24 protein-coding genes and 1 tRNA gene are annotated in these 23707 nt (G+C 43.6%); 16 read left to right on the forward strand and 9 right to left on the reverse strand.

The window, feature by feature from the left end; genetic code table 11:
- Positions 1-11 precede the first annotated feature (11 nt).
- Positions 12-1460, reverse strand: coding sequence for an amino acid permease (locus ACK28X_RS05655; RefSeq protein WP_412057446.1), 1449 nt, complete (start codon positions 1458-1460; stop codon positions 12-14).
- Between the two features lie 166 nt (positions 1461-1626).
- Here ACK28X_RS05655 and msrA point away from each other — a divergent pair, with 166 nt between their 5' ends.
- Complete coding sequence (gene msrA, locus ACK28X_RS05660; protein ID WP_412057447.1) at positions 1627-2250, forward strand: peptide-methionine (S)-S-oxide reductase MsrA; 624 nt, start codon at positions 1627-1629, stop codon at positions 2248-2250.
- Positions 2251-2297: 47 nt separating this feature from the next.
- Here msrA and ACK28X_RS05665 read toward each other — a convergent pair whose 3' ends face one another.
- Positions 2298-2504: a SlyX family protein gene (locus ACK28X_RS05665; protein ID WP_412058293.1), complete on the reverse strand. Its 207-nt coding sequence runs from the start codon at positions 2502-2504 to the stop codon at positions 2298-2300.
- Between the two features lie 116 nt (positions 2505-2620).
- On the opposite strand from ACK28X_RS05665, the gene ACK28X_RS05670 reads away from it, so the two are divergent.
- From ACK28X_RS05670 to ACK28X_RS05720, 11 genes are all read left to right on the forward strand, one after another.
- Positions 2621-2696 (forward strand) — tRNA-Thr (locus ACK28X_RS05670).
- 301 nt (positions 2697-2997) lie between these two features.
- Positions 2998-3663 (forward strand): lysozyme, encoded by a 666-nt coding sequence (locus tag ACK28X_RS05675; protein WP_412057448.1) that lies wholly within the window; start codon positions 2998-3000, stop codon positions 3661-3663.
- 47 nt (positions 3664-3710) lie between these two features.
- On the forward strand, positions 3711-3908 hold the full coding sequence (locus tag ACK28X_RS05680; RefSeq protein ID WP_412057449.1) for a hypothetical protein: 198 nt from the start codon (positions 3711-3713) through the stop codon (positions 3906-3908).
- Positions 3909-3911: 3 nt separating this feature from the next.
- On the forward strand, positions 3912-4262 hold the full coding sequence (locus ACK28X_RS05685; RefSeq protein WP_412057450.1) for a hypothetical protein: 351 nt from the start codon (positions 3912-3914) through the stop codon (positions 4260-4262).
- A gap of 178 nt (positions 4263-4440) precedes the next feature.
- Positions 4441-6048: an ABC transporter substrate-binding protein gene (locus ACK28X_RS05690; protein WP_412057451.1), complete on the forward strand. Its 1608-nt coding sequence runs from the start codon at positions 4441-4443 to the stop codon at positions 6046-6048.
- Positions 6049-6396: 348 nt separating this feature from the next.
- Positions 6397-8013 (forward strand): ABC transporter substrate-binding protein, encoded by a 1617-nt coding sequence (locus ACK28X_RS05695; RefSeq protein WP_412057452.1) that lies wholly within the window; start codon positions 6397-6399, stop codon positions 8011-8013.
- 42 nt (positions 8014-8055) lie between these two features.
- Entirely contained in the window at positions 8056-9645 is a 1590-nt protein-coding gene (locus tag ACK28X_RS05700) for an ABC transporter substrate-binding protein (RefSeq protein WP_412057453.1), read from the forward strand.
- Positions 9646-9979: 334 nt separating this feature from the next.
- Positions 9980-10987 (forward strand): ABC transporter permease subunit, encoded by a 1008-nt coding sequence (locus tag ACK28X_RS05705; RefSeq protein ID WP_412057454.1) that lies wholly within the window; start codon positions 9980-9982, stop codon positions 10985-10987.
- A 7-nt stretch (positions 10988-10994) separates the two neighbouring features.
- Complete coding sequence (locus ACK28X_RS05710; RefSeq protein ID WP_412057455.1) at positions 10995-11897, forward strand: ABC transporter permease subunit; 903 nt, start codon at positions 10995-10997, stop codon at positions 11895-11897.
- 2 nt (positions 11898-11899) lie between these two features.
- On the forward strand, positions 11900-12739 hold the full coding sequence (locus ACK28X_RS05715) for an ABC transporter ATP-binding protein (RefSeq protein ID WP_412057456.1): 840 nt from the start codon (positions 11900-11902) through the stop codon (positions 12737-12739).
- On the forward strand, positions 12739-13578 hold the full coding sequence (locus ACK28X_RS05720) for an ABC transporter ATP-binding protein (protein ID WP_412057457.1): 840 nt from the start codon (positions 12739-12741) through the stop codon (positions 13576-13578). Before ACK28X_RS05715 ends, ACK28X_RS05720 begins: the two co-directional genes overlap by 1 nt.
- A gap of 69 nt (positions 13579-13647) precedes the next feature.
- Here the strand turns inward: ACK28X_RS05720 and ACK28X_RS05725 are convergent, their stop codons facing one another.
- From ACK28X_RS05725 to ACK28X_RS05755, 7 genes are all read right to left on the reverse strand, one after another.
- Positions 13648-13824, reverse strand: a complete 177-nt coding sequence (locus tag ACK28X_RS05725; protein ID WP_412057458.1) for a YegP family protein — start codon at positions 13822-13824, stop codon at positions 13648-13650.
- Between the two features lie 59 nt (positions 13825-13883).
- Complete coding sequence (locus ACK28X_RS05730; protein ID WP_412057459.1) at positions 13884-15149, reverse strand: MFS transporter; 1266 nt, start codon at positions 15147-15149, stop codon at positions 13884-13886.
- Positions 15150-15342: 193 nt separating this feature from the next.
- Positions 15343-16029, reverse strand: coding sequence for an ABC transporter permease (locus ACK28X_RS05735; protein ID WP_412057460.1), 687 nt, complete (start codon positions 16027-16029; stop codon positions 15343-15345).
- Between the two features lie 2 nt (positions 16030-16031).
- Positions 16032-16736, reverse strand: coding sequence for an ABC transporter permease subunit (locus tag ACK28X_RS05740; RefSeq protein ID WP_412057461.1), 705 nt, complete (start codon positions 16734-16736; stop codon positions 16032-16034).
- Between the two features lie 79 nt (positions 16737-16815).
- Positions 16816-17646: a transporter substrate-binding domain-containing protein gene (locus ACK28X_RS05745; RefSeq protein WP_412057462.1), complete on the reverse strand. Its 831-nt coding sequence runs from the start codon at positions 17644-17646 to the stop codon at positions 16816-16818.
- A gap of 46 nt (positions 17647-17692) precedes the next feature.
- Positions 17693-18493 carry an amino acid ABC transporter ATP-binding protein gene (locus ACK28X_RS05750; protein WP_412057463.1) on the reverse strand — a complete coding sequence of 267 codons (801 nt, stop codon included), beginning with the start codon at positions 18491-18493 and terminating at the stop codon, positions 17693-17695.
- Between the two features lie 308 nt (positions 18494-18801).
- On the reverse strand, positions 18802-19791 hold the full coding sequence (locus ACK28X_RS05755) for a 2-hydroxyacid dehydrogenase (protein ID WP_412057464.1): 990 nt from the start codon (positions 19789-19791) through the stop codon (positions 18802-18804).
- A gap of 266 nt (positions 19792-20057) precedes the next feature.
- On the opposite strand from ACK28X_RS05755, the gene ACK28X_RS05760 reads away from it, so the two are divergent.
- From ACK28X_RS05760 to fabI, 4 genes are all read left to right on the forward strand, one after another.
- Positions 20058-20534, forward strand: coding sequence for an SH3 domain-containing protein (locus ACK28X_RS05760; RefSeq protein WP_412057465.1), 477 nt, complete (start codon positions 20058-20060; stop codon positions 20532-20534).
- 213 nt (positions 20535-20747) lie between these two features.
- Entirely contained in the window at positions 20748-21257 is a 510-nt protein-coding gene (gene fabA, locus ACK28X_RS05765; protein WP_412058294.1) for a 3-hydroxyacyl-[acyl-carrier-protein] dehydratase FabA, read from the forward strand.
- Positions 21258-21346: 89 nt separating this feature from the next.
- Positions 21347-22570, forward strand: a complete 1224-nt coding sequence (gene fabB, locus ACK28X_RS05770) for a beta-ketoacyl-ACP synthase I (protein ID WP_412057466.1) — start codon at positions 21347-21349, stop codon at positions 22568-22570.
- 109 nt (positions 22571-22679) lie between these two features.
- Positions 22680-23495, forward strand: a complete 816-nt coding sequence (fabI, locus tag ACK28X_RS05775; RefSeq protein WP_412057467.1) for an enoyl-ACP reductase FabI — start codon at positions 22680-22682, stop codon at positions 23493-23495.
- Positions 23496-23707: the final 212 nt, after the last annotated feature.

Genomic DNA, 23707 nt, shown 5'->3' on the forward strand with positions numbered 1-23707 from the left:
ATTAGGCCTTTTTATACGGGGCGATTGGGCTTCAGTTTTTTGATTTTATAGAAGATAAATAATAATAGACACCATAAGGGCATGATTATAACAGCAAGGCTCATATCTGGCATTTGTTCAGGAATGAGGCCGATAAGTGTAGGAGGTTCATAAGCAATGATTTGCATCATCCTTGTCATTAAACCATTTTCCCTAAGGCCGCTTATCAGCATAATGATAAAGAGGCTAGCAAAAAATACCAAGCAAAGATAATTAGCAAAAGGGGCAAGGCCAAAAGGGTAGTGGGATGCTTTTTTAGTCTGTCGTTGATGGGCTCTAAATTTCAAGTGTCCTATAATGATCATGATCCAAGTTATGGCGGCGGCCGCTGTAGCTAGTGCTAATATTCTCATAAAGGCGTTGTCGGGGATAAGGTAATTAATAGCAACGATAATTGCTGTACAAAGAGAAGAAAAAATGACTGCACGCGCGGGTACTTGTCGGTGATTAAGCTTTGCGAAAAAATGGGGTGCATTATTTTGGCAGGCTAAGCTATAAAGCATACGCCCATTAGCATAAATCCCGCTATTATAGACAGAAATCGCGGCGATGATCACTACAAAATTTAATATATGCCCTGCTGCTGGTAGGCCAATGGTTTCAAAAATGGTGACAAAGGGGCTTGCGTTAGATGCGACCTTTTGCCATGGACCTAGCATCATAATAATAGCGATAGAGCCTATATAGAATACTAAAATACGCCAAATGACTTTGGAAATAGCTTTGGGAATAGATTTTTGCGGATCTGATGCTTCCCCAGCGGTAACGCCGATCAATTCGGTACCTCCAAAGGCGAACATGACTACAGTCGTAGCTAAAAGAATGCCGGTTAATCCGTGGGGGAAAAAGCCGCCATGCTGCCAAAGGTTGCTTATACCTGCTTGACCATCGCCTAAGCCGGCCAGAACAATTACTAAGCCAAAGACGATCATCCCGATCACTGCAAGGATTTTAAGGAATGAAATCCAAAATTCACACTCGCCAAAAAAGCGTACATGGATCAAGTTAATCCCCGTGACAACAAGTAAAACGATAAGAGAGGTCTTCCAATGGGCGATTTCTATCCAATAATCTAAATAAAGGCCGATAACTGTTAATTCCGCCATGCTGACAAGAATGTATAGAAACCAATAGTTCCAGCCGGCTATAAAGCCAGGGAGTGGCCCCCAATATTCATAGGCATAAAAGCTAAAGGCGCCGGAAACTGGGGTTTCTACAGCCATTTCTCCAAGCATGCGCATGATAAAATAAATAATAATTCCCCCTAATAAATAGGCCAGTATGGCCGCAGGGCCGGCTAATTGAATTACTTCCGCTGAACCATAAAAAAGCCCTGTTCCAATAACACCACCAAGTGCGATCATTTGGATATGGCGGGGCTTGAGGCTGCGCTTGAGCATGTCTTGTTCAGCTGCGGGCATCTACTTTCTCCTAATTTGTTCTTTACATAGCAAATCATACCTTATGTGCCAAGAACTTTGCTTGTAAAAGCAGGATTTTTGGGTGTTTTTTCAAAGGTATTATTTAAAGGTTGGTATTATTTGGCTGCGGTGGTAAATTGAACTAGCGATGATGAAGGAGGATACTATGAAGTCGGATGTCCTTATTGAGGCAAAGGATGCTTTGCCAGGCCGTAAAGAAGCTTTATCCACCGCTGCTATGCATTTTGTATTTCATCGTCCCCTGCAAGGGATTCTGCCTGGACATATTAAAAGATTACTTGTGGGAATGGGGTGTTTTTGGGGTGCAGAGCGTTTGTTTTGGCAACAAGCAGGTGTATATCTTACCGCTGTAGGTTATGCAGGCGGTTTTACTGAAAACCCAACTTATGAAGAGGTATGTAGTGGTAAGACAGGGCATACTGAGGTTGTAGCCGTTCATTATGACCCGCAAGAGGTCGCATTTTGTGATCTTTTGACGCTCTTTTGGCAAGAGCATGATCCCACTCAATTTATGCGCCAAGGTGCTGATATTGGTACCAATTATCGCTCGGCGCTTTACTTGGACGACCTTGATGATTTGGCGCAAGCCCACGCAAGCCGGCAGGCATTTCAAGATGCTTTATCAGCACGTGGGTTTGGAAAAATCGTTACAGAAATTGCTCTTGACCGCACATTTTATTTTGCTGAAGATTACCACCAGCAATATTTAGCAAAAAACCCCAATGGCTATTGCGGCCTTAAGGGTATAGGGATTTTATGTCCCTCATGATTGGCGGGCAAAGCTGTTAGGACTACGTTTAAAAGCCTTTTTGCCTCTCACCAATGGGGCGGGCGGGTAATGGGTATTGCAGGTTGTGCCTGTTCTTCTAATTCTAAAAAGCGCTTACTAAGGGCGTCTAGCTTTTTATGAAGCTGCTCAAGGCGATGCCATTGATTGGTGATTAGGATTGAGAGTTCTTCAATAAGTTTTTCTTGCTCGGTAATCTTAATTTCTAATTCAATAAAGCGCGTTTCGTTAAGCATGAGGTTGGAACCTTGGTGATAATAAAGAGGGGGCTTGCTTTTAAGAGGCATTTTGAGTATGGACTCTGCTAGAGCATATTTTAAACTATTTGGCAACCAAAGCGCTTGCTCTAAAGGCCGCATTAGCTCAGTTGGTAGAGCACGTCATTCGTAATGATGGGGTCGCTGGTTCGATTCCGGCATGCGGCACCATCCTTGGTGCAGAACCCTAGCACGTAATCATCGCATAGTTATTTCATAAAACATTTGGCTTTGCCTTGCCATTAAAACCCAATATTAGGCGTGGTTGTATAGCATTTAGGCCGCCCTTTTGGGCGGCTTTTTCGTTGACGTCGATGTGTCAAAAATGAATGATAGGATTTAAGTTATTTCTCGGCTTATATCCGAAGGATAGAGCTTTTATGGGACGAGGTTTGTAAAAGCTTAAGAGCTATCGCACCTTATATAGAATCCCTTAATTTCAACCACAATTTATAATATATATGGATCAAAAATGGCACGAAAAATCAGCAAAAAGGGGCTTGATCTCATCAAAAAATGGGAAGGTTTGCGTTGTTCTGCCTATCGTGATGACGGAGGAGTTTGGACGATTGGCTATGGTCATACAGCCGCTGCAGGACCTCCTTATCCTAAACAGGGAATGGTTTTGAGTGAACAGGAAGCAGAGGTGCTTTTGCTACAGGATTTGCAACAGTATGAACAGGCGATTGAGATGCTTGTTGATGTTGAATTAAATGATAATCAATTTGCTGCTTTGGTTTCGTTTGTTTTCAATGTCGGCATAGGGGCTTTTGCACGTTCCAGGCTTCTTAAAAAACTCAATGAACGCGACTATAGTGCGGTAGCTAGTGAGCTTACAAAATGGGTGAAAGCCGGTGGGGTGCGGGTGGAGGGGCTTGCCAATAGGCGTGCAGCAGAAGCAGGTCTGTGGGTCTGTGGAGGGTTTGTTTCTTCTCATTATCAAAAGCCTGATGCAAGCTTTAAAGTGGCTCTCCTAAAACCTGGAGTTTTGGCGCCGCTTATTGGCTCTTTTTCCGGCTTAAGTGGTTTTGTAAGTGGCTCTGGTCCTGTACAATGGGCGCTTGCCCTGCTTATGTTGTTTGCCACTTTGACTGCTATTATTATTTTTATCCGTCATGATAAAGAGCATCGTCCATAGGCCTAATGGGAGGCGGTTTTTATGTGATTTTGCCATTAGGGATGATTATGAGACGTTTCTTTATTTTATGCGGTGTTTATATATATTTAGCTGGCTGTCAAATGACGCCTGCGCCTTTATGTAGTGGCTGGCGGCCCCCGCCGCGCGTCAATAAGCCGGCGCGTCTTGTCAAAGACGAGCCTAATCTTTCGCGCTGGATTGTTGCTACTGATCGCTTTGGTCGGTCAGAAAAATGCTGGGAGTAAGCCATGTCTTCACATCATTTGCCGCCTGATTTATCGGGAGGTTTTTATTCGATAGCTACTACCGCACTCGCGGGCATATTTGGAGCCTTTGTTCGCCAATTGATCAACCGAGATAAAACATGGCTACAAAGGGTTTTTGAAGGGGTTGGAGGAGGGGTTTTTGCTGTTTATGCCTCTCCTGCTATGGCAGAAATTCTTTATCATATCTTGTTAAAGTACGATTTTATTACCGAGGACGGCTTGCAGGCAAGTAATATTATTGGTCTTTCGGGTTTCATTTGCGGGGCGGTTGGGATTTCATTCATAGAATTTCTTGTTATCTCTCTGCGTAAAAAATTTGGTATCTCCCAATAATAGGTTTATCCGCTTGGGCATACAATCTATTGTAGTAACAATCTCTTTAGGTTTTGTGTTGGTTTTACCTTTCTTTTGATGTCGAAAATGCTACTTACTCATTGCTTTTATTATGGGTCTCTTGTAATGAGATTTTACGGGGTATATGTATCAGAATAAATAGTTGGAGGAAACGAAAGTGACTCGATTAAGAAGATTTATAAAGGCTGGTTTTTTGGCGGTCCTCTTAGTTGCATGGCCTGCACAAGGATTTGCGGTTAAAAATTTGGTTTACTGTACTGAAGCTTCACCAGAAGGTTTTGATCCTGGGCTTTATGCAGCTGCAGTGACCTATGACGCCTCTTCTCAGCCGGTTTATAACCGATTGGTAGAGTTTGAGCGAGGTACTACAAAATTGGTTCCCGCTCTTGCTACGGATTGGCAGATATCAGATGACAATTTGGAATATACGTTTCATTTGCGTAAAGGGGTAAAGTTTCAAACCACCCGCTTTTTTACGCCCACCCGTGAGTTCAACGCTGATGATGTGATTTTTAGCTTTGAGCGGCAATGGAAAAAGGACAATCCTTGGTATAATTATTTGGCGGGGGCTGATTGGCTCTATTTTAATAGTATGGAATTAGGCGGGCTTTTGAAAAGCGTAGAAAAGGTTGACGATTATACGGTGAAAGTTACCCTTACTCGGCCAGAAGCACCTTTTTTAGCTGATTTGGCTATGGATTTTATGTCGATTATGTCTAAGGAGTATGCTGACCATTTGCAAAAGACAGGCCAAATGGAGCTTTTAAATCAACAACCGCTAGGGACAGGCCCGTTTATTTTTGAAAATTATCAAAAAGATGCGGTAATCCGATTCCGTGCTAATCCTGATTATTTTCGAGGCAAGCAACCTTTGGATAATTTGATTTTTGCCATCACCCTTGATACGAGTGTACGGACTCAAAAGTTGAAGGCAGGAGAGTGCCAAGTGGTTGCTCAGCCAGCCTTTAATGATATTAGCGAAATGCGTGCTAATCCGCGCTTTAAAGTGCTTGACCAAGCGGGCGTTAACATTGCCTATCTTGCCTATAATACAGAGGAACCGCCCTTTAACAAGGTAGAGGTAAGGCGTGCATTAAATATGGCTATTAATAAGCAAGCCATCATTGATGCGGTTTATTTTGGTAGTGGTATCCCTGCCAAAAGTCCATTGCCGCCTACAGTTTGGGGTTATGATGACGACTTGCCTGCTGATGTGTATGATCCAGAAAAGGCAAAGCAAATGTTAGCTGATGCTGGCGTGCATAACTTGAAGATGCAACTCTGGGCAATGCCGATTGCGACGCAATCTATGCCTAACGGGCGGCGTGCTGCTGAATTGATCCAAGCGGATTTGCGCAAAATTGGTGTTGAATCGGAAATTATCTCTATGGAATGGGGTGAATATTTGCGCGCGGCCAAGGCAAAAGGCCGTGATGGGGCGGCTATCATGGTTTGGACAGGAGATAATGGTGACCCCGATAATTTTTTAGGGACTCTCACATCCTGTGGCGCGATTGACACCAATAATTATGCGCGGTGGTGCGACCCAGAATTCGATGCTTTGACGGCTAAGGCTAAGGCAACATCAAACCATGAGGAGCGGGTGAAGCTTTATAAACAAGCCCAACGCATGTTTAGAGAGAAAGCCCCTTGGTTATTAATTGCCCATTCAACCGTTTTTGCTGTTATGTCTGATAAGGTGAAAGGCTACCTTATTAACCCTGTGGGTGCACGACGGTTTGATGGAGTTGATCTCGAGCAGTAATTGTTTTTCATCGCTTTTATAAAGGGCGGCATATATGTCGCCCTTTTTTTGTGTTTTCTACAAATATTTGATACCCTTTATTTTTGGATGATTGATACAGTATGATACTCATCTACCTTTTAGTAAATCTTATTGAATATCTATTCAGGACTTGACTCTACTAATATAGAAGTCTCTTATAACGAGTGCAGACTTTTGATTAAGTAAGCTTTTGTTTTTCTTGTTGTAGAGTAGTACGTATTATTGGCGTTAATTTAGGGGTGCGCCAGTAAGTTTGCAAAGCGTAAAGGGGAGACTTTTGTGGCTTTATCTATCATGTTCTATTATGGAGACAAAGAGGATAGGAATATGTATGTATTCCGGTTTTGTTCTTTTCTTTGCCGCTTATTTGGGGTTGTTTGGTTTTTAAGCTTTTTGGTAGGGTTTGGTTTTGCAAAGACGCTAATCTATTGCCCAAGCTCTTCGCCGGAAGGATTTGACCCTGCTATTTATGCAGGAGCGGATACATTTCAAGCCACGCGGGTTATTTATGATCGGTTGGTTACTTTTGGCGATAATATTGATGAGGTTCATCCTTTGTTGGCGGAAAGCTGGGAAGTGTCTCCGGATGGATTGAGCTATACGTTTCATCTTAAAAGGGGCATAAAATTTCAAACTACCCCTTATTTTAAGCCAACCCGCGCCCTTAATGCTGATGATGTAATTTTTAGCTTTGAGCGGCAATGGAAGACGGATAATCCTTGGTATCATTATTTGAAGGGAGCTTCGTGGCAAGTTTTTGATACCATGGGTTTTGGTGAGCTTCTCAAAAGTATTGTTAAAATTGATGATTATACAGTGCGTTTCACCCTTACGCGTACAGAGGCTCCGTTTTTAGGGGATTTAGCAATGGACTTTGCTTCCATTCTTTCCAAAGAATATGCCGATCAGCTGACGGCGCAGGGGCGAATGGTAAATTTGAACAGTTTGCCTATAGGGACAGGATCTTTTAGTTTAGTAACCTATCAAAAAAATGCGATGGTTCGTTATAATGCTAATCCTGATTATTTCTTAGGCAAGGCGGCTTTGGATATTTTGGTTTTCTCCATTGTTACTGATCCAATGACTCGGCTTGAGAAGTTGCGGGCGGGCGAATGTCAAATTGTCGCGGGTTTAAATCCTTCGCAGATTCCTGCTTTAAAGGCGGATAAAAATTTTGTAGTTGAAACCCTGCCTGGTCTGAATTTGGGATATATGGCCTATAACACAGAACAAGCACCTTTTGATAAAGTAGAGGTTCGGCAGGCCTTGAATATGGCTATTAATAAGCAGGCGATTTTGGATTATGTGTATCTAGGTATGGGCCGTTCTGCCAAAACTTCTTTACCAGAAGCTATGTGGGGGGTGAATAAGGATATCCCCGACACACTATATAATCCGCAGGCGGCGAAAGCGCTTTTAGAGAAAGCTGGCGTGAAAGATCTCAAAACAACGATTTGGGCCATGTCGGTTAGTCGGGCTTATATGCCCAATGCGCGTCGTGCTGCTGAATTGATACAAGCTGATTGGGCTCAGGTAGGGGTGAGGGCGGAAATTCGGAGTATGGATTGGGAAACTTATCAAATTTTGGGAGCACAAAAAGGCCGTGATGGGGCTATATTTTTGGGATGGGCTACCAGTAATGGTGATCCAGATGATTTTATGGGCAATCTATGGAGCTGTGCTGGTATTGATACGAACAATTATGCTCGTTGGTGCTATCCCCCTTATGAAACATTAATTCGTACAGCTAGAACTACACTTGATAAAAATAAGCGAGTAGCGCTCTATGAGGAAGCTCAAAAAGTATTTTATGATCAGGCGCCAGCTTTGTTGATTGCGCATGCTCGCATTCCTGTGGTTTTTTCAAAGCGGGTGAAAAACTATGCACATGATGCTTTAGGGTTTCATAAGTTCGGCCAAATGGATATTGGGAAGGGCGTATAAACGCGGAAATTTTACATGGTTGCAGTTAGAAGGGGAGGATCCATGAAAAAATTAGTAAAATGTGTGATCTATGTAGTGGCTTTATTTTGGGCTATTCATCCCCTTTATGCCAAAACATTAATTTACTGTTCAAAGGCTCCACCCGGAGGGTTTGATCCAGCTGCTTATTCTTCGGGTGATACAATGGGCGCTTCGCGGCCTATTTATAATCAATTGGTCGAGTTTGAAAAGGGTGGAACGAATGTTGCTCCTGCTCTTGCTACTCATTGGGATATATCCCCTGACGGGAAGGAATATACTTTTTATTTGCGCCGGGGGGTAAAGTTTCAAAACACTCCTTATTTTAAGCCTTCTCGCGATTTTAATGCTGATGATGTGATTTTTAGTTTTGAAAGGCAATGGAAGGTAGATCATCCGTGGCACGCTTATAGTGTGGGGCTAGTCTGGGAGTATTTTTCCAGTATGAATATGGACCGCCTGCTGAAAAGCCTTGATAAGATTGATGATTATACAGTTAAGTTTGTTTTAAATAGCCCGAACGCCCCCTTTTTATTAGATTTGGGAATGAGTTTCTCCTCAATCCTTTCAAAGGAGTACGCTGACCAGTTGCAAAAGGTGGGCCGTATGGCGGATATAAACCAAAAGCCTATAGGAACCGGCCCCTTTATTTTTGTTACTTATCAAAAAGATGCAATGATCCGTTATAAAGCGAATCCGGATTATTTTCGGGGTCGCCAGCCTTTGGATCATTTGGTTTTTGCCATAACTCTTGATCCAGCGGTGCGGGCTGAAAAATTAAAAGCCAATGAGTGTCAAGTTGCTGCTGCACCTCCTCCTGCTATGATTGCAGAGTTAAAAAAAGATAGCCGCCTTAATGTGTTACAAACTTTACAGCTAAATGTTATTTATATGGCATATAATACAGAAATGCCGCCTTTTGATCGAGTTGAAGTACGCAGAGCTCTCAATATGGCCATTGATAAAAAGGCTATTGTTAATGCCATATATGAAGGCACGGCTCGAGTTGCAAAAAGCCCGCTTCCTCCCGCTATGCTGGCCTATGATTCTGCCTTACCAGAAGATATATATGACCCTATAGCGGCCAGGGCTCTTCTAGACAAAGCTGGGGTCAAGGATTTGCATATGAAAATCTGGGCACCGCCCTTTCGTAGTGCGGCTATTCCTAATGGGCGCCGTATGGCGGAGATGATGCAGGATGATTTAAAAAAGGTTGGTGTTGACGTAGAGATCGTTACAATGGAATGGGGGGAATATTTGCGGCGCCTTAATGAAAAGGGGCGCGATGGGGCGGCAATTATGCAGTGGAGCAGCGATAATGGTGATCCTGATAATTTTTTAGGCGTAATAACTAGTTGTGCTGGGATTGGTGCTACAAACTATGCGCGTTGGTGCAATCCTGCTTTTGATGCGATTGTAGAAAAAGCACGTCAAACGAATGATAAGGCCGCTCGTATTGAGCTTTATAAAAAAGCACAAATACTCTTCCGAGAAGAAGCACCATGGCTTTTAATCGCTCATTCTACCTTTTTTGTTCCTATGTCAAAAAAGGTTAAAAATTATGTGATTGATCCTATCCAATTGCGTTTTGATGGTGTGGATATAGATGAATAGGGCGGTTGCCCTCTATCTATAGCTTAGAAAGGACTAGGGCTGACATTTGTGTACTGTTTTATAACATAGAAACGGCTGCAAGAGCGGTTCTGTTAGAAAATAATGAAAATTAAGACAAAAGAGAGCTGGGTTTTAACCTTCCCGATAGACAAGTCGTTATAGATGCCTAAAAACTACGCACTCATTTTATAGATAGGCGCTATTGCGTGTCTCTTTAAAAAAGGTTAAGCGGTTCATAATTTAGTACGCTATGTGTATTTTACTCATGAATGGTATGTGCGCTGGTGAAGGGTGTAAAAACGATAGGAACGCGTGTGTTGTTTGAGGCGATAGAATGATAAGTTATTTGCTCAAAAAATTGGGGTATATCGTCCCCACTTTTTTCGGAATTACTTGGGTGGGTTTCATTTTTATTCGCCTGCTTCCAGGCGACCCTGTATTGCTCATGGCTGGGGAGCGGGGCATTACGCCGGAGAGGCACGCACAATTAATGGCACAATTTGGGCTTGATCAGCCCTATTGGCACCAATATCTAAACTATCTCATCGGCATTTTTCATGGTGATCTTGGTGTATCATTTGTTACCAAACGTAGCGTTATCGAGGAATTTCTTACACTTTTCCCCGCAACATTAGAGCTTGCGATTTCCGCTATGATTTTGGCCATTGCGGTAGGTATATCAGTGGGTATCGTGGCTGCTGTTAAACGGGGATCTTGGTTTGACCAAGTAAGTATGGGAGCGGCGCTCACAGGGTATTCCATGCCAATTTTTTGGTGGGGACTGCTTTTGGTCATGTTTTTTAGCGGTACTTTAGGATGGACGCCTGTATCAGGGCGGATTTCGCTTTTTTATTTTTTTCCTCAGCCTACGGGTTTTATGTTGATTGATAGTTTTTTCTCGGGTCAAGAAGGGGCTTTTGCTTCGGCCATTTCACATTTGATTTTGCCTGCTATTGTATTGAGCACAATCCCCTTAGCTGTCATTGCTCGGCAGACCCGCTCAGCAATGATTGAGGTACTAGGTGAAGATTATGTACGTACTGCCCGCGCAAAGGGACTGAGCAATTTCCGTATAGTTGGGATTCATGCTTTGCGTAATGCTTTTATCCCCATTATCACCACGATTGGCTTGCAAATGGGGGCTTTAATGGGAGGTGCGATTTTGACAGAGACGATTTTTTCATGGCCTGGTGTGGGAAAATGGTTGATTGATTCTATTTCTCGTCGTGATTATACTGCGGTGCAGGGCGGGCTTTTGATTATCGCTAGCCTTGTGATGATTGTGAATCTAGCTGTAGATTTGGCGTATGGTTTGATTAATCCCCGAGCCCGTACCAATTGAGGATGCTATGAGTGATGTAAATTTGCCCCAACAATTAATACCTAGCAAAGGGCGTGCTTTTTCATCTTTTTTCTTAAGTTTTAGTTTAAACCGTGGCGCACTTATAGGCTTTATTGTTTTTTCTGTGGTTGTGCTTCTAGCTTTGCTAGCGCCTATGATCGCGCCTTATGGTTATGATGTTCAGTTTCGTGATGCTATTCAAACGCCCCCTGTGTGGCAACAAGGCGGTACATGGCGTTTTTTATTGGGGACAGACGCGGTAGGTCGCGATATTCTTTCACGTTTATTATATGGAGCCCAATATTCATTATTCGTGGGCGTGGTGGTTTCCTTCTTTGCTATGGTCGTTGGGGTGGCAATTGGTGTTTTTGCTGGTTATTGGGGCGGATGGTTTGATATTATTATCATGCGGATTATGGATATTTTATTGGCTTTTCCTTCGCTTCTCTTTGCTTTGGTTTTAATCAATATTGTAGGCTATGGGTTGCAGGGAGCGATTATTGCTACAGCTGTTTCGCTTCAGCCTTCATTCGTGCGTTTAACAAGAGCTGAAGTTTTGACCGAAAAAAACAAAGAATATGTCACGGCTTCGCGGCTGGCAGGGGCTAAGAACATACGTCTTATGTTTAAAACCATTTTGCCTAATTGTTTGGGACCTATTATTGTGCAGGCGACCTTTGCTTTTTCAGGGGCAATTTTGGATGTGGCTGCTTTGGGTTTTCTGGGTATGGGAGCACAAGCCCCAAGCCCTGAGTGGGGTACCATGCTAGCAGATGCGAGGGAATTTATTTCTAGCGCTTGGTGGATTGTTACATTTCCAGGTTTAGCAATTTTAATTTTGGTCTTAGCAATCAATCTTATGGGTGATGGTCTACGAGATGCGCTTGATCCAAAGCTGAAAAGGAGCTAGGCATGGCTTTATTAGAAATCCGTAATTTCAACGTTTTTTTTGATACAGCGGCGGGTTCGTTTTATGCAGTCAAAGGTATTGATCTTTGCATTGATAAAGGTGAAGTGTTAGCTATTGTGGGGGAGTCTGGATCAGGCAAGTCGGTAAGCATGCTGGGGATGATGGGGCTTTTGCCCAAAACTGCGCATGTCAGCGCGGATATTATGCGTTTTGAAGGGCGCGATCTTTTATCCTTATCTGCTAGTGCGCGTCGTAAAATTATTGGCAATGAGATTTCGATGATTTTTCAAGAACCGATCGCTAGCCTTAACCCCTGTTTTACAATTGGCTTTCAGATTGAAGAAGTGTTGACTACCCATTTAAATTTACGGGGCCGTGCCCGTCGTAAGCGGGCTATTGAATTATTAGAAGCTGTGGGTATCCAGGATCCTGAAAAGCGTCTACAAAGTTTTCCACATCAAATGTCAGGCGGCCAATGCCAAAGAGCTATGATTGCCATGGCAATAGCTTGTAACCCTAAATTATTGATTGCGGATGAACCCACGACGGCTTTGGATGTTACTATCCAAAAGCAGATATTAGATCTACTTTTGGATTTGCAGCGTCAAAAAGAAATGGGCTTGATTATGATTACCCATGATATGGGAGTGGTCGCTGAAGTGGCTGATCGGGTTATTGTTCAGTATCAGGGTGAGAAAATGGAGGAAGCTGATGTTTTGTCTTTGTTTGAATCCCCTCAAAACCCTTATACTCAAGCCTTACTTTCAGCTTTGCCAGAAAATGCTATGGGCAAGCGCCTGCCGACCATTGCCGACTTTATGATAGAGCAAGAGGGTGCGTGATGGGTGATATGATGATTGAGGCAGAGAATATCATTCGGGATTACCGGGTCTCTAATGGATTTTTGCGCAAAGAGGGCGTTTTACGGGCCGTGGATCATGTTTCTTTTTCTGTGGAACGCGGTAAAACCTTGGCGATTGTAGGAGAGTCAGGCTGTGGGAAGTCGACGCTTGCGCGCATTCTTACCCTTATTGATCAGCCGACAGCGGGTCGTTTATTATTGGATGGAGAAGAAGTAAACATCGCCCAAAGCAGCGTGAAAAAGGCTTTACGCCAAAAGGTACAAATCGTTTTCCAAAATCCTTATGGCTCATTGAATCCGCGCCAAAAGATTGGCGATGCAGTAGCAGAACCGCTTTTGTTAAACACGTCTTTGCGGCGCAAAGAGCGTGAAGCAAGGGCGTGTGAGATGCTGGAAAAGGTCGGGCTTGAAGCGGTTCATTACCATCGTTACCCGCATATGTTTTCGGGCGGTCAGCGCCAAAGGGTTGCGATTGCTCGCGCGCTTATTTTGCATCCTAAGATCCTGGTTCTAGATGAGCCAGTTTCTGCGCTTGATCTTTCTGTACAAGCACAAGTATTGAATCTTCTGGTTGATTTACAAGAAGAATTTGATTTAACTTATGTCTTTATTAGCCATGACCTATCGGTAGTGCGTTATATTGCCGACCATGTTATGGTGATGTATTTTGGTAAAGTTGTAGAATATGGAACGCGCGATGCTGTTTTTACCAACCCCCAGCATGAGTATACCAAAAAGCTTTTTGCAGCTACTCCTACCGCAAATGTAGCGGCGATCCGTCGGCGTTTGGCGTTACGGAACCGGCATGAGATGGCTTAGTCCTTTGGGCTTAAATATCTCTTATAAATTTATTTATATGCCAGTAGAGCTTTTCTGGAAAGGATAGGCCTAGTTTGTTTCTTTTATGGAAGCATGAAGGCTGAGAGCCTTTATCATTTCAATATTTTTAATGGCGCTCTTTTTGTCTTCATAGCCTTCGCTACTGAAGGCAATTTTTTGTTCATCAGAAGAAAAAAGGCGCCAATACCATTGATTGCGGATTCCTTGAAAAATTTCAAAGTGCATATATTCCTCCAAAAGATAAACGAAATTAATATTATACCATGCAATATTTATATTTTCAGTTAGTTGGTTTGGAGTGGGTTTTTATTGCGCTCTGTGATGGGTTTTAGGGCTGTTTCTGGCCAGACACGCAACTGACTAATGATAAGGGTAGCTATGGTTGCAATGAATAAAATGGCACTCATGACAAAAATCCACCAGTTATAAAGGTTGGCATTAAGCAATAGGCCAGCAATTAGGGGGCCGATAACATTGCTAACCGCCATTACCGATTGATTAGCGCCCATGATCGCCCCTTGATGGGTGGGCGGCACGCATAGTGATAAAATTGCGCTAATGCTAGGGCGTAAAAGGGCAGATCCTAAAGCGCCAACACCCAAAACTAATGCTAAAAGACCAACAGAAGGGATAAATTCCAGTGAAAAGTAGCTGATCAGCATAATAAAAAAGCTGCACGCAATAAGATAGGCATCAGACATTTTTTTACAAATCCAGCGGATGAACCCCATCTGAACCAAGATATTAATAAATCCCGTCCCTACGAAGATCCAACCCAATTGCTGGGGCCCAAATGGATGGCCATTCCAAGTGAAGTTATGTTGCAAGTACAGACCAAGCCCCGTTACAAAGAGGCTAGTTGCTAAATAAAAGAGGCTAGCGAGGGCGAGGGTAGCGAAAACTGCGGGTGTGAAGAGCCATGTTTCTATAGGCATATGCTCTTTTTTTGTATTCCGGTCTTGTGGTGTGTCCTTTGGCAGAAAGAAAATATTAGCCAAGAGGCTTACTAAGGAAAGTGCAGTTGCGATCCATAAGGGGGCCGATAGAGCCCAATGAGAAGAAAAAGCGCTTAAAGCAGGTCCAATTACTAGTCCTACGCCGATGCCAGCGCCTACGAAGCCAATGGCTTGTTTGCGTGTATTGGGAGAGCTTGCATCTACCGCATAAGCAGCTGCAACCGATATATTGCCTGCTGTTATACCATTAATCATGCGGGCAATCGCTACCATTAAAAAATTACCTGCAAGCGCCATACAAGCCATGCTGATTAAAGAGCCGATTTGGCTGAAGATTAAAACGGGTTTGCGTCCTATTTTATCAGACCAACGTCCTAAAAGCGGGCTGGCAATTACTTGACATAAAGAAAAGACCATAAAAAGCAAGCTGACTTCAAAATTCGTTGCCCCAAAATGTTGCCCATAAAAGGGGAGTAGCGGCAAGACGATTCCCATGCCCATAGAATCAATGGCAACAACTAGGAAAAGAGGTAAAAGAAGCCTCCAATTAATCTTTTCTGTCGTTTCATTTAGAGGCGGGGTGGAAGGGTTCATTGGTATTTCCTATTTGATATCTGATGATACGTAATATGTTTTTTAGATATATTTTTATTAAAGAGGAAGTGGCATGTTGGTTTATTGTTGATATAGGTGTTCTGCGATCCTTTATAAATAAGCATAAATTAAAATAACCAATCTGAGTCATCACAAAGGTGTGATATAAATACATTGCATTTGATATATTTTTTTAGCGACGATAAGGGATCATAAGATAAAATTCCCATAGGCGCATGGCCGCGAATATAGTGAAATTAATGGCGAGATATAAAAGGGCAGATGCTATGAAAACTTCAAAAATTGCAAAGGTTTGACTCATTAAGCGTTTGGCATAACCAGTGATTTCCATTACTGTGATGGTTGATGCAAGGCTTGTGCTTTTTGAAAGTAAAATAAGCTCGTTGCTAAAAATGGGCAGGGCTTGTCGAATGGCTAGAGGTAGGTGGATTCGGCGCAGAATTTGTACTCTCGAAAAGCCGCAACTTTGGCCCGCTTCCAACATGCCTATGGGGACGGAACGCAAGCCGCCTAGCCAAACTTCAGAAAAATAGGCGGCAATATTAAGGGAAAAGACCAGAATAGCAGTGCGAAAGCCATCTTGAAATATCCACCATAAGGGCGTGCTATCTTGGATAAATTCTAAATTACCAAGTCCATAATAGAATAAAAACAGCCAAACGATTACTGGGATGCCACGTGTGATTGCGCTATAAACGCGGGCGCAAGCACCCCAGATAGGCACTTTATAATAGCGTAAAAGAGCCAAAATGAAGCTTAAAATACCGCCAAAGCAAGCTGAATAGGCGATAAGTTTGAGAGTAACAGTTAGGCCTTGGGAAAAAAACTGTGCGCCTTCGATAATCGCTGTCCATTGCATTTTTAATTCGCCTCTATTTGCAACATGTGGGCGATAGCTTTAAAGGTTGCTTGGCTGAAAAATGTAATAATGAGATAAAATATGGCTGCTACACCATAAAATATGAAGGGAAGGCCTAAGGTGTTTGCTCCAATAGTAGAGATTCGTAATAGCTCACCCATACCAATGGCAGATAAAAGCGCAGTATCTTTGATAACATTTTGCCAGATATTATTCAGAGAAGGCAATGAAAGGCGGACGATTTGTGGTCGCAATATGTGCCAAAAAACTTGCCATGGCTTTAAGCCTAGCGCTTTGGCGGCTTCAATATGGCTGAGGGGGATGATATTTAAGGACGCCCGTACAGCCTCGCTTATGTAGGCTGAGGCGATGGTGGCAATAGCAGTTAGTGCCACGATGAAGGGAAAGATGGCATCGCCTAAGCTTTGGAGTCCCATGATTTTTGCCGTAAAATCTACAAAGGGTTGTGATCCAAAATAGAGAAGATAGATAATCAAAATTTCTGGAATAGAGCATAATACGAGGGTAAGAATCTCTATTGTCATACTAAGGATAGGTATTCGTAGCCATTTGATGGTACCCAAAAGAGCGCCGCCGCACAGCCCTAAACCCATGCCCGCTAAACCGATCAGGACAGTGACGAGTGCACCTTGTGCTAAGGAGCGAAACCAATGACCTAGATAAAGTGTTGTTAAATATGCAAGCACCACCAATCCTTTATGTGACTAAACAACTTATATGCGTGTAGATTCCTCTACGCATTATTGTTGCGCGAACGGTTCTTTGTTATTTACGTATACAGGAAACGGATATATCTTTATGCAGCCATTTTTCGCTGATTTTTTTAACAGCTCCGTTGTCTAAAAGGTCACAAAGGGCTTGGTTTACTTCGTCTTTTAGGGCAATATTCTCTTTTGCAATCCCAATGGCGATACCATAACCTAAAATGGTGGGAGCATCCTCGGGATTGACTCTAGGCTCTAAGGTAACAAGGTTACGCCCTTGGGGTTTTGAAAAAAATTCATCCCATACGGTTTCATCGGCAAAGCCGACATCAAGGCGCCGAGCCGATAAATCAAGCAACATTTGATCCATTGTGTCATAAGGCATTATTTTGGTTTCTGGTATTTCAGCAATTAAATATTGGGCTTGAGTTGCTCCTGATAAGACGCCTACGCGCTTGCCGACAAGGCCCTTTTTCAAAGCGTCAAGCGTTTTAAATTGAGTTAAGGATGAACCTTTACGTGTGGCAAAAACATTGGGGATTGCGGCATAAGCGTGGGAAAAGGCAATTTGTTTTTCTCGTTCTTGAGTGGCAGATATACTGGTCATAATGAGTTGGAACCGGCCTGTGATTAATGAAGGTATAAGGCTATCAAAATTTTGTACTACAAATTGGCATTTTGCGTGCAATTTAGAGCAAAGAGCTGCAGCGAGGTCGGCATCAAACCCCGTAACTTTTCCATCGGCATCGGCCATGGTCCAGGGGCGGTAAGTGCCTTCCGTACCGATCTTTATGAGCCGCTCTGGTTTTGCATCGGTTTGAGCCATACTAAAGCTAGGGGTCATAAGTGTGAGAAAACTGAAGAAATAGATAAGGTTACGTATTTTTTTCATAAAGTCCTCCGATGAATTTTATGTAGGGAGCGCTATGAATGGTGTTTTAATGATGGGCTAAGAATTGGCGCAGGCGAGGCGATCTCGGTTGGTCGAAAATAGCTTGGCTTTCCCCCTCCTCGGTGAGTTTACCTTTATCAAAAAATACTACCCGTGTTGATACATCACGTGCAAAGTTTAGCTCATGGGTAGCTAATATCATGGTATGGCCGCTTTCTGCTAAGGTTTTTATAACTTGTAAAACACCAGCGACTAGTTCGGGGTCCAGCGCAGATGTGGGTTCATCAAGCAAAATTAGTTTTGGTTGCATGGCTAAAGTTCGAGCAATGGCAACTCTTTGTTGTTGACCACCTGATAAGCGCAAAGGGTAGGTGTGAGCTTTGTCGGTAAGCCCCACTTTATCAAGAAGGGCATAAGCGCGCTCGCGTGCTTGTTTTTTAGGCTCTTTTAGCACGCGGATGGAGCCTTCTGTGATGTTGGAAAGGACGGTCATATGCGGCCACAGATTAAAATTTTGAAAGACCATTCCTATATGGCGGCGTAGTTTTTCGCCTTGTATGGGGTTGAGCAGGCATCGACTGCTGGTTGTTTTCTTTTTGAATAAAATTTGCTCTCCCTGCAGGGTAAATGCACCAGAATCGGGGATTTCAAGGAGATTAATGATGCGCAAAAGGGTGCTTTTTCCAGCGCCCGATGGGCCTATGATTGAGATGACTTCTCCTTGGTGAGCGGTAAAGTTTACGTCTTGTAAAACTTGAGCCCCATCATAAGATTTGCAAATGCGGTTGAGGGAAACAATAGGCGGTTTTGAGGCCGTGACGGCTTGGTCGATTTCATGTATTGTCATGCCTGTTTCCCATTATAGTAATGGTGATGATCTTAAAACAAAATTCTCAACGAGGAAATGACTATTTTTATTTAATCTAGATTTCTGGTAAGTCATGAGCTGAAAGCTTGCAAAGCTTGACGCATACCCTAAAATGACGGGTGAATGATTAGGCTGGCGCTGACTAAAATATTTAAAGATATCACAACTTGGAGCTTGTACATCCAAGCGCCTTTTCTATATTTTCTTGGTTCCTGAGGTTTTATATAATAAAATAATTTAGCATATTCTATAGCGAGTGGTATATGTTTAACTATTTTCCCAAATCTTTACGGAAGGATACGGTCAGGCGGGCGATGATGGTCGAAAAAAGCACGTATGTTGATGATTACCCGTTCGCCCATCTCAATGCGGCTTTCAAGCGTGGCAGAGCCCATATGCGGTAAAAGCAAAACTTTACCTTTTTTAGCGAGGGCAAGTAGGGCGGGGTTAATGCAGGGTTGATATTCAAAAACATCAAGAGCCGCCCCCGCTAAGTGTCCTGTTTCTATGCTGGCGGCGAGGGCGCTTTCATTGATAATGCCACTACGTGCTGTATTAACCACATAAGCGTTTTTAGGAAGGCGGGCGATGCGACCTTTATCCAAAAGGCCGTGGGTTTCATTGGTGGCGGGGCAATGAATGGAAAGGATATCAATATACGGCAACATATCGTCAAGTCGTTCCCAATAAGTAGCGTTTAACTCCTTGGCGATTTGCGGGCTGATTGGCTGGCGGTTATGATAGTGGATGTTAAGCCCAAAGCTTTTGACGCGTCGTGCAACCGCGATGCCGATGCGCCCTAGGCCTAAAATACCAAGGGTTTTGCCGCGAAGCCTGGTGCCAAGCATGCTAGTGGGCGACCAGCCTCCCCATTGAGAGGAAGATGTTAAAAGCTGAGTTCCTGCCATAAGACGACGTGGCAAAGCGAGGATAAGCGCGCATGCCATATCTGCCGTATCTTCGGTGAGAACATTAGGCGTGTTGGTTACAAGAATACCGCGTTGGCTAGTGTAGGCAAGGTCGATATGGTCGACTCCATTGCCAAAATTCGCAATTAATTTTAAGTTCGGTCCTGCATGGGCTAAAAGGTTTCGATCAAGACAGTCGGTTAAGGTAGGAACTAAAACATCGGCGTTTTGTAAGGCATTTATGAGTTTGTCGCGTTTTAGGGGGGTGGGATGATAGATAGGGTGCATGTCGAATAATTCGTTCATCCGCTGTTCAATTAAAGCGGGGAGTTTGCAGGTGATAAAAACTTTAGGACGTTTTTTGTGCATATCATTCTCAAATTATTGGGTTTAAAATAACTTATTGAGATCTTATTTATTCGTTGTACATAAGATTTGCGGTGAGCGGACTCTTAGACTCCATGTATGCCGAAGTTTTACAAAGGCTTACATCACATGTCTTTGTGATAGTAGAAGAAGAGCGCAGGCAAAACAAAAAAGACGGGAGATAATTTGTGAAATATTTTTGCAGTTTGTATGCGAGAATTATGCATTGGTTCGTGGCGGGCGTTTTTATGGTTGCGCTAGGCTTGCTAATGGCAGATATAAAGCCTGCTTTTGCACAGGCGATAGGGGAAAGTGGTTTAGCATTGCCGCGTTTTGTTTCGATCAAAGCCAGTCGCGCTAATGTACGCGTCGGACCAGGGCGCAATTATGAGGTTCTTTTTTTCTATCAAAAGCAGGGGCTACCAGTAGAGATTACCCATGAATACGACCAATGGCGTAAAATTCGCGATTCTGATGGAGCGGAAGGTTGGATTTTACAATCGCTTTTATCTAACCGGCGTACGGCTTTGGTAGCGCCGTGGCAGAAGGATAAAGATAGCTTGATCCCTTTGCGGAAAAAGTCTGATCTTATGAGCCCTATTATAGCCCAACTTGAGCCTGGTGTTTTAGTGACGGTACGTAGTTGTGATGGAACTATGTGCGATGTGGTTGTGGATACGATTAGGGGGTTTATAATTGAGACGCAATTATGGGGGGTCTACCCAGGAGAAATTGTTAAAAGATAGTGTTTTTTGCTTTTTTATCTGATAGAGGGTTGAAGAAATCGACTAGATTTGGGATAGGGAGCGCAAATTTGATGAAGTTTTGTGCAAATCCTATAATAAGTAAGCTATCTAGCAAGAAAATTTGAAAAATTGGTTTTCAGTTTTGGGAATTTGTTCTAAATATAAGCAGGTAATAGCGGTAGACGCGTAGCGATGAGGAAGAGTGGAGTAAAAATGGCCGAGCAAAAATCTAGCTATGGGTATGAAGAACTGCTAAGCTGCGCGCGGGGCGAGATGTTTGGTGAGGGGAATGCCCAGCTGCCATCTCCCCCTATGTTGATGTTTCATCGGATTTGCAAGATTAGTGAAACGGGCGGCGCTTATGATAAGGGAATGGTGCGCGCTGAGTTTGATGTCACCCCCAATCTATGGTTTTTTGATTGTCATTTTATTGGGGATCCAGTTATGCCTGGTTGCCTTGGTTTGGATGCTTTATGGCAATTGACGGGTTTTTTCCTCGGTTGGCTGGGGGAGCCCGGTAAAGGCCGTGCTATCTCTACGGGCGAGGTGAAGTTTACAGGTATGGTTACACCCCAAACAAAATGCGTTGAATACGGCATTGATTTTAAGCGTGTACTGCGCGGCCGCTTAGTGTTGGGCCTTGCAGATGGCTGGGTGAAAGCAGATGGTGAAACCATTTATCGTGCAAATGATTTGCGTGTTGCCTTATTTAAGCATGATTAATATTGCCCTGTAATAGCTGGTATAGTGCCGAAATGACTCGTGCGGAAAACGTTTTGTTTAGGTTATGATCTGGAAATAAGGAGAGGTAAATGCGTCGCGTTGTTGTCACGGGCATGGGGATTGTCTCGGCTATTGGAAACGATTGCCAAAGCGTTTTAACCAGCCTAAAAGAGGCTAAATCTGGGATCTCTTATGCAGCAGATTACGCCGAACAAGGTTTTCGAAGCCAAGTTTATGCTATGCCGCAGGTGGACATTGAAGCCTTGGTGGACCGGCGGGCGATGCGCTTTCATGGTCGAGGTACAGCTTGGAACCATATTGCGATGGATCAGGCTATCGTTGATGCTGGTCTTGAACCTCATGAAATTTCTCACGAAAGGACGGGGATTATTATGGGTTCAGGGGGGCCTTCTACACGAGCTATTGTGGAGGCCGCCGATGTTAGCCGTGAAAAAGGTCCTAAGCGGGTAGGACCCTTTGCTGTGCCTAAGGCAATGTGCTCAACCGCTTCGGCTACTCTTTCAACTTTTTTTAAAATCAAGGGTGTGAATTATTCAATTTCTTCGGCTTGCGCTACTTCTAGCCACTGCATTGGTAACGCTTATGAGTTGATCCAATATGGAAAACAAGATCGTATCTTTGCTGGCGGTTGCGAGGATTTGGACTGGACATTGTCGGTGCTCTTTGATGCTATGGGTGCGATGTCGAGTAAATATAACAATACGCCTGCAAGCGCTTCAAGGGCTTATGATGTTAACCGTGATGGTTTCGTAATTGCTGGCGGGGCTGGGGTTTTGGTGTTAGAAGCTTTGGAGGTTGCACAAGCGCGTGGAGCTAAAATTTACGCTGAAATTATTGGTTATGGTGCCACGTCAGATGGCCACGATATGGTAGCTCCTTCGGGCGAGGGGGCGGAGCGTTGCATGCGTATGGCTTTAGCTAATGTAAAGGCACCTATTGATTATATAAATCCCCATGCAACTGCAACTCCTGTGGGTGACCCACTCGAAATTGCTGCGATTCGGCAGGTATTTGGAGTGGGTGATGCTTGTCCTCCTATTGCGGCAACAAAATCTTTGACTGGTCACTCGCTAGGGGCGGCGGGGGTGCAGGAAGCTATTTATAGTTTGCTAATGATGCAGGATAATTTTATTTGCGAAAGCGCTCATATTAGCGAACTTGATCCTGCCTTTGTCGATATGCCGATTGTGAGGGCGAGACGTGATCATCAAAATTTGAACACCGTTTTATCTAATACATTTGGGTTTGGCGGTACGAATGCGACGTTGGTTTTTCAGCGATATTCGTCATAACATTAGAAGGGGCAGGTGGCAGGCGGGTAGCTTGTGTTCTGTTTCGTGATTATTGGGCATATATTGGGTAAAAATATTGTATTATGCCCTAAGCCACATGGAGAAGGCTATGGAAGGTTTAATGAAGGGAAAGCGTGGCTTGGTTATGGGGGTTGCTAATGACCATTCGCTTGCCTGGGGGATTGCGTGTCAATTAGCTGCGGCCGGCGCAGAATTGGCTTTTACTTACCAGGGCGATGCTTTTGGTAAACGTGTTGAGCCTTTGGCAAAAAAATTGGGATCCCGACTTTTGTTGCCCTGCGATGTGGAAGATGTGAGGAGTGTAGATGCTGTTTTTACACGCTTGAAAGAAGAATGGGGAACTTTGGACTTTGTTGTTCATGCTATCGCTTTTTCTGATAAGGCGGAATTGAAGGGTCGTTATGTTGATGTGACAAGCCGCGAGAATTTTAGTCGTACTATGATAGTTTCTGCCTTTTCTTTTACTGAAATTGCGCAGCGCGCCGCGCCTCTTATGCGGGAAGGCGGAACCATTTTGACTTTAACTTATGGTGCTTCGCGTCAAGTCGTGCCGAATTATAATGTTATGGGTGTGGCTAAGGCGGCATTAGAAGCGATGGTGCGGACATTAGCCGCAGATTTAGGGCCGCAAAATATTCGCGTAAACGCTATCTCCGCGGGTCCTGTTAGGACTTTAGCTGGTAACGGGATAGGGGACGCACGGGCAATTTTTGCCTATCAGCGCCGTAATGCTCCCTTGCGTCGCACAGTGGATATTCAAGAAATTGGCAAATCGGCGCTTTATCTTCTTTCAGATTTTTCTTCAGGCGTTACTGGTGAGATTCATTATGTTGATTCAGGTTATAATATCATTTCCATGCCAAGTTTAGAAGAATTAAACCAAAGCGAGCAAGCCAATCAATAGGACGCCCGCGCGGTTTATAAATGCTGGAAAGAGCTGGGCTAAATCATAGCGCGCTCTTTACGGTTTTATGATTTGCTCTGTGCTTTGTGGCAAGTGTGTTTAACCTTATTGTAGATATTAGAGGCGCGATTATTGCAGGTTGCTCGTAAATTTTCCATAAGGTTCATTTTCGGCTTTTTTGAAAAAAATAGGTCACATTAATTTATTGCAAT

The sequence above is a fragment of the Bartonella sp. DGB2 genome (assembly GCF_046843095.1).
In the GTDB taxonomy this organism is placed as follows: domain Bacteria; phylum Pseudomonadota; class Alphaproteobacteria; order Rhizobiales; family Rhizobiaceae; genus Bartonella.

Coding starts and splice junctions, on each gene's coding strand:
- ACK28X_RS05655 (WP_412057446.1), bottom strand. CDS start 1,460: ATGCCCGCAGCTGAACAAGACATGCTCAAGCGCAGCCTCAAGCCCCGC.
- msrA (WP_412057447.1), top strand. CDS start 1,627: ATGAAGTCGGATGTCCTTATTGAGGCAAAGGATGCTTTGCCAGGCCGT.
- ACK28X_RS05665 (WP_412058293.1), bottom strand. CDS start 2,504: ATGCTTAACGAAACGCGCTTTATTGAATTAGAAATTAAGATTACCGAG.
- ACK28X_RS05675 (WP_412057448.1), top strand. CDS start 2,998: ATGGCACGAAAAATCAGCAAAAAGGGGCTTGATCTCATCAAAAAATGG.
- ACK28X_RS05680 (WP_412057449.1), top strand. CDS start 3,711: ATGAGACGTTTCTTTATTTTATGCGGTGTTTATATATATTTAGCTGGC.
- ACK28X_RS05685 (WP_412057450.1), top strand. CDS start 3,912: ATGTCTTCACATCATTTGCCGCCTGATTTATCGGGAGGTTTTTATTCG.
- ACK28X_RS05695 (WP_412057452.1), top strand. CDS start 6,397: ATGTATGTATTCCGGTTTTGTTCTTTTCTTTGCCGCTTATTTGGGGTT.
- ACK28X_RS05700 (WP_412057453.1), top strand. CDS start 8,056: ATGAAAAAATTAGTAAAATGTGTGATCTATGTAGTGGCTTTATTTTGG.
- ACK28X_RS05705 (WP_412057454.1), top strand. CDS start 9,980: ATGATAAGTTATTTGCTCAAAAAATTGGGGTATATCGTCCCCACTTTT.
- ACK28X_RS05710 (WP_412057455.1), top strand. CDS start 10,995: ATGAGTGATGTAAATTTGCCCCAACAATTAATACCTAGCAAAGGGCGT.
- ACK28X_RS05715 (WP_412057456.1), top strand. CDS start 11,900: ATGGCTTTATTAGAAATCCGTAATTTCAACGTTTTTTTTGATACAGCG.
- ACK28X_RS05720 (WP_412057457.1), top strand. CDS start 12,739: ATGGGTGATATGATGATTGAGGCAGAGAATATCATTCGGGATTACCGG.
- ACK28X_RS05725 (WP_412057458.1), bottom strand. CDS start 13,824: ATGCACTTTGAAATTTTTCAAGGAATCCGCAATCAATGGTATTGGCGC.
- ACK28X_RS05730 (WP_412057459.1), bottom strand. CDS start 15,149: ATGAACCCTTCCACCCCGCCTCTAAATGAAACGACAGAAAAGATTAAT.
- ACK28X_RS05735 (WP_412057460.1), bottom strand. CDS start 16,029: ATGCAATGGACAGCGATTATCGAAGGCGCACAGTTTTTTTCCCAAGGC.
- ACK28X_RS05745 (WP_412057462.1), bottom strand. CDS start 17,646: ATGAAAAAAATACGTAACCTTATCTATTTCTTCAGTTTTCTCACACTT.
- ACK28X_RS05750 (WP_412057463.1), bottom strand. CDS start 18,493: ATGACAATACATGAAATCGACCAAGCCGTCACGGCCTCAAAACCGCCT.
- ACK28X_RS05755 (WP_412057464.1), bottom strand. CDS start 19,791: ATGCACAAAAAACGTCCTAAAGTTTTTATCACCTGCAAACTCCCCGCT.
- ACK28X_RS05760 (WP_412057465.1), top strand. CDS start 20,058: ATGGCAGATATAAAGCCTGCTTTTGCACAGGCGATAGGGGAAAGTGGT.
- fabA (WP_412058294.1), top strand. CDS start 20,748: ATGGCCGAGCAAAAATCTAGCTATGGGTATGAAGAACTGCTAAGCTGC.
- fabB (WP_412057466.1), top strand. CDS start 21,347: ATGCGTCGCGTTGTTGTCACGGGCATGGGGATTGTCTCGGCTATTGGA.
- fabI (WP_412057467.1), top strand. CDS start 22,680: ATGGAAGGTTTAATGAAGGGAAAGCGTGGCTTGGTTATGGGGGTTGCT.